This is a genomic window from Paraflavitalea soli (assembly GCF_003555545.1).
Taxonomy (GTDB): Bacteria; Bacteroidota; Bacteroidia; order Chitinophagales; family Chitinophagaceae; genus Paraflavitalea; species Paraflavitalea soli.
Genome location: NZ_CP032157.1, coordinates 5,918,522 through 5,930,656 on the forward strand (window position 1 = coordinate 5,918,522; position 12,135 = coordinate 5,930,656).

Sequence of the window (12,135 nt, forward strand, 5' to 3'; positions counted from 1 at the left end):
TAAATCTCAATATTCAACCACTTTTACTTCCGTTTCAATTGTTTCCATTCTATTGTACTTCCCTGGTTGGGATTGGCCGTAGCATCATTGGTACCCAATATTCTTCCCTGTTGGTCAATCCAGTAATGCTGGTATTGTGTACTAAGCTCGATGGGTGTATTGCTATTGTATGGATTGGACCAGGTGTTTACTGCACCAAGGTTTTCTCTGAATTGATGGTTTTGGCGATCTACTGATCTGTTGCGCTCATCTGTAACTTCCTGCCAATTCTTCTGTGACCATGATCGATACGCTTTCATCGCTTCCCCGAAAGCCACAGAGTTCTGTAAGTTTTGCTGCATGATACCCCGCATACCAAATGCGGCTCCATTGGTGGCGGCTATCTGGCGTGACACCTGGGGCAACCAACTTGCATAGGAAGCCCATTGTGTATCTTCGGATATTGCTGCTGTCATTGCCATCACGCATCCTCCATAATAATTGGAGATATGGCAAACGGCTTCACCCACATACCTGCCACCGGGCAGCCTATAGGATACGTGAAACTGCCAGGCTTCCTGAAAACCTTTCACGGGATTGGCTCTGACGGGTTCACTCAAAGTAAGACCGTTTGGCTGCAAGGCCATTAGCTTCTCATATATGAATCTGCCGGCCGGATAACCCGACATTAGTCCGGCATTGCCCACCATCACGGTGATGGCTTTATTATCGGCGGATACCAGGGTAAGGGCAAATTGTCCATCTTCGCCTACTCTCCAACCGGGAGGCAATGCATAAGAGAAATAACTTCCCTGCCCTATTTTCAGTTCTTCGGGTGTATGTATTTGTTGCATAGAAGAAGTTTTATGCTGTATAGAATTGTTTTTTGATGCTGCTACGGGTTCAACGAGGTGCATATCCGGGGGTATGGAAATGCCCGCTTTATTATTCGCAAGGTCTTTCGGTTGTTTGTTATTTTGTGCACATCCCGGAAGAACGAAAGCTATTAACAGAATCAATAAGGTGAATGAAATGGCCGGCTTTTTCATGTTGCTGTTTTTTTGCTATAAACATTGTATAGCAAAAGTCGACCGGAACCGGTGGGCAAAAAATACTCAATTTGTATTACGGGGGGAATGGATGGGTCAGCTCCAAGACGGCCTTACCTTACAATGTGCCGGCGGTTGGTATTAAAATATTTGCCGTAGAAAAACCATGATGTGCATCGATCTTAAGCCGTCCGGTGTATGTTACCAGATCTTCCACCAAGGTTTGGTTTTCGAATTTGAAGTTTTCGCACCCTCCTGGTTATTGTCACCTCTTTTCCGCTTAATATCTCCTGCTGCATAATAATGAAGGTTATTCGATGTTCCTTCGTCCAACCACCTAGCCACCTTATTTAAAGGCATGGTCATATAATCAGATTCGATGGCAACCAAGAATGCATGTGTTGTTAGCATCAGCGGTATTAAATTCTTTAGATTGGCATCTTTATTACGCATATATTCTTCGTATTGAACCCAATGGTACTCTGCAGTGGCATTCCGGCGAATAACCTCACCCAGATAGGCGCCAGCCCAAACCACCAGGTTTTGGTATTCCTGGCCAGAATTGCCAATACCAATCTTATAAATTATTTCCAAGTACCGGTCAACTTCCTTCAAGCTGTCTAGTGAATAATCGAGGCTTGAGACGTTCAATTTGTGGCGGGAGGGGATATCTCCTTCGCCTTCCATATTACCCAAAAATGCCTCTGCGAATTCGCCAAACATATCATCGATGTAATTCATTCAATTATTATTTAGATTGCCTTAATTGAAACGCCTTAAAGCGGTAGCCCCGATGGGGCAAAATACATATTGGATTCGAATTGCTTGCTACAAAGCGGTAGCCCCTAAAGGGGCAGAATACATTTGAGACGATTTTCCGGCTACAAAACGGTGGCCCCGATGGGGCAAAATGCACGTTGGATTCGAATTGCTTGCTACAAAGCGGTAGCCCCTAAAGGGGCAGAATACATTTGAGACGACCTTCCTGTTACAAAGCGGTGGCCCTCATGGGGCCAAATACACGTGGGATTCGAATTGCTTGCTACAAAGCGGTAGCCCCTAATGGGGCAGAATACATTTGATACGATAATTCTGCTACAAAGCGGAAGCCCCGATGGGGCAGAATACATTTGATACGATAATTCTGCTACAAAGCGGAAGCCCCGATGGGGCAGAATACATAAGGGTAATGCCGTTTTAACATATTGTTGTCAGTAGTTAATCAACTTCCTGATGTATTCATCCAATCTTGCTTTTGCCAGGAAATTGTTTTCCAGTTCAATGTTGAAGGGTACGGGGGTATCCAGTGATGCACAGCGCATCACGGGAGCATCGAGGAGATCAAAACAATATTCCCCGATCCAGGCAGCCAGCTCTCCACCAATGCCACCTACCAGGGTATCTTCATGTAAGATCAATACTTTACCGGTACGGGCTACGGCACTGCGAATAGCTGCATAGTCCAGGGGCAACAAGGTGCGCAGGTCCAATATGTGGAAGGAAATATAGCTATGGGTATTGGCATATTCGGTAGCCCAATGTATGCCACTGCCATAAGTAATGATGGAGATATCCACGCCTTCCTGCACCACCCTGGCTTTGCCGATCTCTATTTCATAATACTCCCCGGGCACGGGACCGCTTACGCTACGGTACAGGGCCTTGTGCTCAAAGTAGAGTACAGGGTTGGGATCATTGATGGCAGCGATCAGCAGGCCTTTTGCATCGATGGGTGTGGAAGGATACACCACTTTGAGGCCGGGGGTATGGACAAACCAGGCTTCATTGCTTTGTGAATGAAAGGGGCCGGCGCCTACACCACCGCCTGCAGGCATACGGATCACCACATCGGCCTGCTGGCCCCAGCGGTAATGTATCTTGGCCAGGTTATTTACTATTTGATTAAAGCCCACGGTCACAAAATCGGCAAACTGCATTTCCATCATGCTCTTAAAGCCCTCCAGGCTAAGACCGAGGGCGCTGCCTACAATAGCACTCTCACAAAGGGGGGTATTGCGTACGCGCTCCTTGCCGAATTCCTCTACAAAACCTTCTGTGATCTTGAAGGCGCCGCCGTATTCCGCAATGTCCTGCCCCATCAATACGAGGTTGGTATGTTGTTGCATAGATTGATGGAGGCCTTCTTTGATGGCGTCGATCAGGCGTTTTTCGGGTAGCGTAGAGAAAGTATTGCTTTGCTGAGGGGTGGTATTGTCAATGATAGTTATTCCATATTGGCTATCCTTTGACCGGGGAGCATACACATCATCCAGCTCCAACTCAGTATCTACAACTATGGGGGAGGTATTGGCGCCTATCGAAAGCTCTACCTCGATGTATTCTTTTAAATCCTGTTTGATAACGGTCAGTTGTTCTTCGTCGAGAACTTTTTCGGACAAAAGGAATTGTTCATAGTTCTTCACGGGGTCTTTCATTTCCCACACTTCAAACAGGTAGGAGGGCACATATTTGGTGCCGCTGGCTTCTTCATGACCGCGCATGCGGAAGGTGGCGCATTCTATAAGGTAGGGCTTTTGCTTTTCAAGGCAGTAATCACGTACGCCTTTAATGGTATCATATACAGAAAGGATATTATTTCCGTCGATCCTGATGCCTTCCATGCCATACCCCCGGGCGCGCTCTACCAGGTTTTCGCAACGGTACTGTTCGGATACTGGTGTGCTTAATCCGTATCCATTGTTTTCTATGAGGAAGATGACGGGCAGGTCCCATACGGCGGCGGTGTTGAGGGCCTCATGAAAATCACCTTCGCTGGTGCCGCCCTCTCCGGTAAAAGCCAGGGCGACCTTGTTTTCCTGGCGGAGTTTATGGGCCAGGGCCACGCCATCGGCGATGGCCAGCTGTGGACCCAGGTGGGAGATCATACCGCAGATATGGTGCTCGCGGTTACCAAAGTGAAAGCTTCTCTCCCGCCCTTTGCTGTAACCCTCCTGGCTGCCCTGCCATTGCATGAACAACTTACTTAACGGCATATTGCGGGTGGTAAATACACCCAGGTTGCGGTGGAGGGGCATGATCCACTCATCCTGCTCCAGGGCCAGGGCTGCGCCTACCGCAATGGCTTCCTGTCCAATGCCGCTGAACCATTTGGATATCTTGCCCTGTCGCAGCAGCACCAGCATTTTCTCTTCGATCATGCGGGGAAGCAACAGGCTTTTATAAAAATGGACCAAGGTTTCGTCGGTCAGCTCTTTACGGTTAAATTGCATACTCCAAAGATATAGATCGTAACGAAGCGGGGAAAGGGTATATTTTAATTTTAAGATATGAATTTACTAAGGCGGCTGATCCGCAGTATTATCACCATTTTGCCCTCTTTGCTGCCAGGTCTCTGGCTCCTGAACTACACGTTGGAGCAAAGGTGCTATGATTTCCCCTGTAAGGTCATCAATGTGGTTGTGCTGCTGACGGCAGTGGTATTGCTCCTATGGTCACTGATCGTTTTTGCCCTTTCGCTGTTGGAGAAAGAGAGCATCGAAAAAAGAAATACCTGGGACCGGTTCAAAGTTAATCTCCTGGAGGTTACGCCCACTATCCTGATCCATGCGGGCATATTTGGAATTATGTTATATGCTACGATAAATATGATCACCTCGTATATTGACACTTCCAATTATAAGGAAACGGGCAACTTATACCTGTTGGTCACTTTCGCTGCACCTGTATATGAATTGACCCGGATATTTGAACGCAGAAAATCTGTTGCCCCGCCTGATACAGACCATGTGTCTGCCCTCGGGGTTGAAAAAGGCAAAACAATACCAGCCACCCGGATCACCTACGGAGGCATCTATGGGCAAACCTTCCTCACCTTTGGTATATGGTTTGGCATCATGTTGCTTATCATGCGGTACCAATACCTGCTCACAGACCGGATCAACAACCGCTCCTGGGATGCTTTGCCGGTTTTGCTCATTATGGCAGGTATCAGCTTCCTGCTGGTAAAATTGTTTAAAAGGACAGAACAGGTTTTAAGAAAGCGGGGAGTTATAAGCTGGAGCTCTTCTTATTTTTAATGTCATACGCTGTTCGCTACTATTAAAAAGGGGAAGCGCCTGAACGCTTCCCCGAGGTTATATAAAAGGGCAGGTTAAGGTTATTTCCAACCGCTTGTTTTGGCGGCGGTAGCTACTTCTCCCCATTTCCCTTTTTCACCGGCAAAGTCAATGCCCCCGAATGTGTATACGGTTTCAGGGGTCAGTAACATCTGCTGCTCGGGATTGGGAAACTCGGTAGGTGTGCCGGGTTGCAGGAGGTCGTTCCTGCGCATAAATACCCAGGGATTGATGGCGCTACCAGAAACATCTATACTTATAGCATATTCATAGTGCAGTGTTTTTCTTACTGCGGCTTCTGTGGCAGGGATGGCCGATAATCCTCCTTTGGCAATTCTATCTGCAGTGGAGGCATTCAACTCAGCGGCAGCACCGGGGATATCGCCCGTCCACATTTTTGCTTCTGCCCTTAAGAGTCTCACCTCTTCGGCCAGGAATACAGGATTGGGATAACCTGTTACCTGGGTGGTATTGGGGTAAGTGCCTCCCTGCGACCACCGGTTGTGCTTGTAGTTGGAAAAGAGGTTGCGGCCCCGATCTACCCGGAGGTACCCAAAGTTGGTGGTGTATTTAAAGTATTGAGCAAAGCGCGCGTCATCGGTTTGAACGGGTGCCAGGGTAATGGATTCGTCCAATGGATAACTACTTGGATAAGTGCCGGTCTTATCAGCAAAGTACGCAACTTTAATATCGGCAGGAAGATAGGGTCCGCCGCCTGCTTCGGTAAGTCCATAATGCACCATGTAATTGTAATATCCTCCGCTTACATAGGAAGCGATCAGGTCGGCAGTCAGCCCTGCGTTGGCGTAGGCCAATACTTTATTCCAGAAACTGGCGCCCAGAGCGGCGGCTTCTGCTTTATCCCGGGGCATGGACGCCAGCAAGCGGGCAGCCATTGAGTTGGCTAGTTGAATAAACTTTGGTTTGTCCAGAGTGACATTGATATAGAAATCGGATACGGTCATGGAGGAAGCTGCATTGGCGGCGGCAATGGCTTTGTCAAAAAAGGTCATGGCAGTATCTATCATTTGCTTGTAGGAATGGGATAATTCTTTAGGCCCTGCAGGTCCCAGGTTTTTATTGGCTATTACTCCCCTATCGTAGATAGCGCCCAGGTAGCCGAGTGATATGCCTTTGATGAGATAAGCAATGGCATATATCTCGCTGGTGCGGTCCTTTCCTTTATCGTCAATTCCTTTCTCCCCTTTGTCCAATGCCTCAATGATCACATTGGCATTGAGGTTAGGTGTATAAAAGCTACTATATGGGGAGCTGAAGTGGGAATAGCCCGCGTAGGACAAACTATTGTTCAGGCGCTTGCGGGGTTCAATAGCAAAGTCCCACCATTCCTGTACACGATTGGTGACGGTGGTCTGATCGGCCAGGGCGCTGATACCATAACCAAAATTGTAAGCAGAGTTGGTGTTCCACAAGGCATTGGAAAAATTGCCGGCTGCCAGTTTATAATAATAATCCGGTGTTTTGGAAATCCCTTCCTCAAGGGTATAAGTGGTAGGATCATCAAACTGTAACTTTTTGCAGGCAGTCAAAACCAGCAAAATGAAAACAGGTATATACAGGTATTTTTTCATTTTCTTTAATTTTAAGACTGATGGTGAAGGATTAAAAGTTTACGATGAGCCTCGTTGAGAAAGTCCTGTACACAGGATAGGGAAAGTATTCATGGCTTCCCTCGGGATTGGTACCCTTGAAATCGGTCCAGGTATACAGGTTTCTGCCAATAAGCGACAAGCTGATGTCTTTAAATATCTTATTCTTCTTAGGCCCGGGGAAGCGATAACTGAGGGATAGTTCCCTCAGTGCTACGTAACTGCTGTTGGCAATCCAGAAATCGGTGTAGGAGTTCCCGTTATAGAGTGTTTGCAAAAAAGGGAGGGGCAAACCGGAAGCAGCATAATCCTGCCATATCTGGGTGCGACCGTCAAATGACAGGTATTGGGTGGTTTGATCGTATTTCTGTCCGCCCTGTTGCCAGTCAACGGTACCGTAGAGGGTTAAGTTTTTGAAGAAGGTGAATGTATTGGTAAATCCAACCTGGAAATCGGGTTGAGCATCACCTATCACTGTAGATACGCTGGCGCCGCCTTTTTGCAGTAATAACGGCTTTTCATCCTTGGTACCCACCTGGCTTGCAAGTACGACAAATCCCCGGTTGTTGACGGTAAAATCGCTTAAAGTATAGGCGCCTCCTGCAGCATTGATGACCTTTCCGGAAGTTTTATCGACTTCCAATTGGGAGAGGGAGGTCAGCACTTTATTGCCATACATGGCGAAGGGGCTTACGCCTGCATCTTTCCAAAAGAGGCCATCTGTAAAAGGCGGCAAGCCGTTGCCCAGGCTTTTGATCTCGCTCCTTACGCGGCCAAAGGTGAGGCCGAAGTCCCAACTGAAGTTCTTTGTCTGGATGGCATTGCCGTTGACCTCCAACTCCAGGGAGTTGGATTTGGTAACGCCAAAGTTTTTGTATACTCCTGCTGCCTCATAGGGTGTAAAGGCGGGAGGGCGCACCACATCGCCTGAGCTTCTGGCCAGGGCGTAGTTAAACTGCACATTTATTTTCCTGTACAATACGGCATCGATACCAAATTCCCATTCGTGGGTAATGGAGCGTTGGAGGTCGGTGCTGGCCAATTGGTTGAGGGTGAATCCACTGGCAGATACAGTAACACGGCTATTCTTCAGGTTGTAAGCGGGTACGCTGCCGGCTGCTCCATAGTTGACCCGTGCCTTGAGTTCGCTGATAGCATTGCCGAGATTGAAGTCCTGGGTAATGCGATAAGCCAGGGACACGCGTGGAAAGAAAGCTGTTTGTTCATCTATACCATAACGGGAGCTTTGATCTACACGCGCCAGGGCATCAACAAATACCTTATCGCGCCAGGAGGTTTGGAAATTGAGGTAATACCCATAGTTGACGGTTTGGTTCGTAAACATGTCTGAGCCGTAACCGGTTCGTGTATCTGTACGGGTATTGCCAATGACATAGATATCGGAGCTGCGGCTAAAGTCGTAACCGGATACCCCAAATTCTTTCTCATACCATTCTTCATAGACCATTTTGCCGGTAACACCGAGGGTAATGTCGTCTCCAAAGCGGGTATTGTAGTTTACCTGGGCCTGGCCGTTCATCATTTGATAATAATTATAACCCAGGGATACATTACCGTTATTGAGTGATTCGCTGGTGGTAGTGGTTTCAAAGCCACGGGGGTAGGTATCTGAAGCGGTATAATTTTGCTTTCTCATAGAACCCAACACTTCGACAGAAAGATTCCTGAGCACTTTATAGCGCAGTTTTCCACCTGCCAGGTAGTTATCGGTATTATTGGTGTATTCTCTTTTACTCCATTCATACATGGGGTTGCTGAGGTTGGCACCCTGGATATTCCATCCATCGGGTCTTACATTATAATTGCCGGCAGCGTTTTTGGCAGCGAGGTTGATAAATGGCTCCCATTGAAGGCTGGCGGCAAAGAAAGTACCCTGACCATTGGCGGTTACGGCCGCAGAGGGCTTTACTTCATTGAAATAGTTGACGTACACTTCTGCTTCCAGTTTGGGCGTGGGCCTGAACTGGAGTCGCAGCTGGAGTGATTTTTTCTTATTGGGATCGATGGGTTCGGCAACACCGCCTGTATATTGATTCCTGAAAGATAAAAAGGCATTGTATTTATCACCGGAGGTGGCAATAGAGACATAGTTGCTGAAATATTTATTGTCGCCCAGTAGGGCGTCTGTATTGTTGTAATTGTTCTTATAGGGGCTAAGGTTTACGGAAAAGCCGTTGCTTTTGTAGTTTACGATGCGGGAGGTAGTGCTGCCGGAGGCATAGGCAAAGCCATAAGGGTCGGTGTCGCTGGTAACATAATGGTGCATATTGGCCAGTGCAGGCGTGCGCTGGATATTGTTTATACCTACTTCATTATCGACGGTAATGGCAACGCCCTTAGTGCCTTTTCCTTTTTTGGAGATGACCTGTATTACCCCACCTTCTGCGCGGGTTCCGTACAAAGCAGATGCAGCGGCTCCTTTGACCACTTCAATAGCTTCCACATCCTGGGGGTTCAGGTCGGATAAACTAAAATTGGTAACGAAACCGTCTATTACTATCAGGGGAGAGATGTTTCCAAATATAGATTTGGCCCCACGCAGGAATACAGAAGCGCCATCATCGCCCTGTGTCTGGGTAATCTGAATGCCTGCTACTTTTCCGCGCAATGTCTGGGACAGATCAAGGGCGGGGGCGGTATTGATCTTTTCGGTGGAAACCTTGGTAAGACTAAAGGCCAGCTTTTCTTTACTGGTAGCCTGGGCCACGCCAGTTACTACTATGTCTGTAAGTGTTTTTATATCGTCACCAAGGGAAACAGTGATGGTAGACGATGTGCCTGTTTTTACCTCCTGGGTTTCATGTCCAACCGCAGAGATCACGAGTATGGCGCCTGGTTCTACTGTAACGACGAATGTACCATCAGTGCCGGCTGAAGTTCCCTTGCTGTTCCCTTTGATTTTTATAGTAGCGCCATAAACAGGCATCCCCTGTTTATCGGTAACAGTGCCTTTTATTTGCTTTGATTGGGCAAGCAGGCTGTTAGCAGCAAAACTGAATAGTAATAAGAATAGGATCAGTGTTCTCATGTGTACCTGTTGTTTTGGTTGATTAATAGAAAAGAAGGTCACTATCCATTGAGAAAATGGACAAATACACTAGTAATAGCATAGCAATAACATCACGGGTGGCTGTACAGCAGTCGTGCCTGTTTTATGAAACAATAAATAATCCTGTAACGGATGTTATACCACTACAAGGCGATCATAGCTGGCAGGGGACCTGGTTTTGGTGTACAAAATCAGCGTCCGGTACGGCCGGGCCGAGGTTAAAAAGGGAGCAGGTTTAATGTATGGACAAGCAGGGATCTGTTTTTGATGGCTTATTATCCTTGATGATTTTCAATTAAAGCCTGTATCGCTTTAATATTTATATGTGCAAGCAGATTGATGTGATGATGTTAAAAGTAAGTTAACGGCAGAAAAATATCAAATATTTGTTTCTTCCATATGACCTGTTGATGCTTGCCCCAAAAGCTGTAGAATGCAGCAGGAGTAAGGGAAACACCGGTTTCAAAACACCAATAGCATGATAAGTATACAAATGCATTAGTGCGACCGCTCGCTGTCGCTTCGCTCTTCTTTTTTATACAATACAGATGTGATGATGGAGAGCAGCAGACTGAACAGGAGGGCCCACCAAAAGCCATCCACGCGGAAGCCTTTTACAAATTCGGCAGTGAGCAATATGATGGCGGCATTGATCACAAAAAGAAAGAGGCCGAAGGTAAACAAGGTAAGGGGTAACGTGAGTAATATGATGATGGGCTTCACAATGGCGTTGAGGATAGCCAGTACGATGGCAAAGATGATAGCAGCCCAGAAAGAGTCAATGTGTACACCGGTGAGGATATAAGACAAGCCAAAAGCAATGATGGAGGTAACGATGATGCGCATGATAAAATTCATAGCTATGATTTTTCGTACCGTAATGAGCCCATTCAGGCCAGACCTATTGAAGTTAGCATTTATTCTTAAAAGAAACGGGTCGTGTTTCCACGACCCGCTACCCTAATAACTTTAACTATTTATATAACCACCAGTTCGTAAAACTGATCAGGCTGGAGGTATTTATTGGCCAGTTCCTGCAATTCCTGTGCTGTGACAGTTCTGATCACGTGCAGGCTATTGTGGAAATAGCTTTCCTCGATATTGTTCAGTATTAAGTTCTTCCAGCGGCCTATTACCTGGAATGGACCGTCGAGGTCGCCCAGGATAGAACCGATCATATAGTTGCGGGTCATGAGCAGTTCTTCGTCATCCACGGGTTCTTCGCGCAGCAGTTCCATTTCATTGTAGATCTCGGTAATGGTCGCTTCACTCACATCCCTGCCCGCTTCTGTACTTATTAGCCAGCCACATTCATGAATATGGTTGAGGAGGTAACTGTAAATGCCGTAGGTATATCCCTTGTCTTCGCGGATATTGGCCATGAGCCTGGAACCGAAGAAGCCGCCAAAGAGTGTGTTAAGCACCAATCCTTTTTGAAAGTCGGGGTGGTGCCTGTTGGGAAACGGACTGGCAATACGGATAGCAGCCTGTACCCCGGCCGCATCATTGATGATATGGCTTTTCTTTTGGGCAGCAGGTTGCAGGGGGTGGCGTACTACGGTCAGCTCCTGCCGGTGTGAGCGGAGGGGCAATGATCCGAAATGTTTTTCCAGTTCGTTGATCAGATCAGCAGGCAGTTTACCCGCAGCGAAGATGACGCAACGGCCATTGCGGTAGTAGTTATTGTAGAAGGCTACTATATCCTCGCGTTGGATGGCATCATAATCTTCTGCATTGTTGTATTTACCATAAGGGTGCTGCTCACCAAAAAGGTAGGCATCAATCAAACGGCCTGCCACAAACTCACATTTCTGCAGGCTTACCTGTAAGCGCTGCTTGGCATTCTGCTTATAAATAGCCAGTTCTTCTGCGGGGAACACGGCATCTGTGATCAACTCTGCCGCTACGGGAAGCAACTCATTGGTATGCTTGTTGAGGCAATGCAGGGTGAGTTCAGATGTTTCATTATAACAGGAGCGGCTGAGGTAAGCGCCGTAATATTCAAAATGTTCGTTGATGTCAAAAGCTGAACGTTTGGAGGTACCGTTCTTGAGGAGGAAGTTGGTAGCAGCTGCTACGGCCTTGGTATCCTCATACCAGTTGCCTGCATAAAACACCCAATTGATCATGAGTGTTTCTTCGCTGCCCATGTCAACAGTATATACCTCAATCCCATTGGAAAGGGTATGTTTCTGGCAGCCGGGCAGGGAGATTGTAAAGTCAACCGGTTCTTTTATTATTGGAGCGATGGTTCTATTGAGCATTGTTAAATCAGATCACTAATTGTTGTAAAATCTTTTTCAGTCAACCCGGGCTCAGGGTGAGCCGCCTTTGAAAGGCGACCCACCCCG

General features: G+C 47.2%; 8 protein-coding genes. 1 reads left to right on the forward strand and 7 read right to left on the reverse strand.

Going from position 1 to position 12,135, the window contains the following annotated elements; genetic code table 11:
* Window positions 1–23 precede the first annotated feature (23 nt).
* The 3 genes from D3H65_RS22485 to D3H65_RS22495 all read right to left on the reverse strand — a co-directional run bounded on the left by D3H65_RS22485 (window position 24) and on the right by D3H65_RS22495 (window position 4,258).
* A complete protein-coding gene (locus D3H65_RS22485; protein ID WP_119054609.1) occupies window positions 24–833 on the reverse strand; it encodes a hypothetical protein in 810 nt (269 codons plus the stop codon).
* Between the two features lie 396 nt (window positions 834–1,229).
* Window positions 1,230–1,769 carry a hypothetical protein gene (locus D3H65_RS22490; protein ID WP_119052473.1) on the reverse strand — a complete coding sequence of 180 codons (540 nt, stop codon included), beginning with the start codon at window positions 1,767–1,769 and terminating at the stop codon, window positions 1,230–1,232.
* A gap of 470 nt (window positions 1,770–2,239) precedes the next feature.
* The gene (locus D3H65_RS22495; RefSeq protein WP_119052474.1) at window positions 2,240–4,258 is read right to left on the reverse strand and encodes an alpha-ketoacid dehydrogenase subunit alpha/beta; all 2,019 of its coding nucleotides are present in this window, start codon (window positions 4,256–4,258) and stop codon (window positions 2,240–2,242) included.
* Between the two features lie 57 nt (window positions 4,259–4,315).
* Between D3H65_RS22495 and D3H65_RS22500 the strand changes: the two genes are divergently transcribed.
* On the forward strand, window positions 4,316–5,065 hold the full coding sequence (locus D3H65_RS22500) for a hypothetical protein (protein ID WP_119052475.1): 750 nt from the start codon (window positions 4,316–4,318) through the stop codon (window positions 5,063–5,065).
* Between the two features lie 80 nt (window positions 5,066–5,145).
* Here the strand turns inward: D3H65_RS22500 and D3H65_RS22505 are convergent, their stop codons facing one another.
* The 4 genes from D3H65_RS22505 to D3H65_RS22520 form a co-directional block, all read right to left on the reverse strand.
* Window positions 5,146–6,696, reverse strand: a complete 1,551-nt coding sequence (locus D3H65_RS22505; RefSeq protein ID WP_119052476.1) for a RagB/SusD family nutrient uptake outer membrane protein — start codon at window positions 6,694–6,696, stop codon at window positions 5,146–5,148.
* A gap of 31 nt (window positions 6,697–6,727) precedes the next feature.
* On the reverse strand, window positions 6,728–9,763 hold the full coding sequence (locus D3H65_RS22510; protein WP_119052477.1) for a SusC/RagA family TonB-linked outer membrane protein: 3,036 nt from the start codon (window positions 9,761–9,763) through the stop codon (window positions 6,728–6,730).
* Between the two features lie 519 nt (window positions 9,764–10,282).
* Window positions 10,283–10,642, reverse strand: coding sequence for a phage holin family protein (locus D3H65_RS22515; protein WP_119052478.1), 360 nt, complete (start codon window positions 10,640–10,642; stop codon window positions 10,283–10,285).
* A 119-nt stretch (window positions 10,643–10,761) separates the two neighbouring features.
* On the reverse strand, window positions 10,762–12,048 hold the full coding sequence (locus D3H65_RS22520) for a M16 family metallopeptidase (RefSeq protein ID WP_119052479.1): 1,287 nt from the start codon (window positions 12,046–12,048) through the stop codon (window positions 10,762–10,764).
* Window positions 12,049–12,135: the final 87 nt, after the last annotated feature.

Coding starts and splice junctions, on each gene's coding strand:
- D3H65_RS22490 (WP_119052473.1), bottom strand. CDS start 1,769: ATGAATTACATCGATGATATGTTTGGCGAATTCGCAGAGGCATTTTTG.
- D3H65_RS22515 (WP_119052478.1), bottom strand. CDS start 10,642: ATGAATTTTATCATGCGCATCATCGTTACCTCCATCATTGCTTTTGGC.
- D3H65_RS22500 (WP_119052475.1), top strand. CDS start 4,316: ATGAATTTACTAAGGCGGCTGATCCGCAGTATTATCACCATTTTGCCC.
- D3H65_RS22485 (WP_119054609.1), bottom strand. CDS start 833: ATGCAACAAATACATACACCCGAAGAACTGAAAATAGGGCAGGGAAGT.
- D3H65_RS22520 (WP_119052479.1), bottom strand. CDS start 12,048: ATGCTCAATAGAACCATCGCTCCAATAATAAAAGAACCGGTTGACTTT.
- D3H65_RS22505 (WP_119052476.1), bottom strand. CDS start 6,696: ATGAAAAAATACCTGTATATACCTGTTTTCATTTTGCTGGTTTTGACT.
- D3H65_RS22495 (WP_119052474.1), bottom strand. CDS start 4,258: ATGCAATTTAACCGTAAAGAGCTGACCGACGAAACCTTGGTCCATTTT.
- D3H65_RS22510 (WP_119052477.1), bottom strand. CDS start 9,763: ATGAGAACACTGATCCTATTCTTATTACTATTCAGTTTTGCTGCTAAC.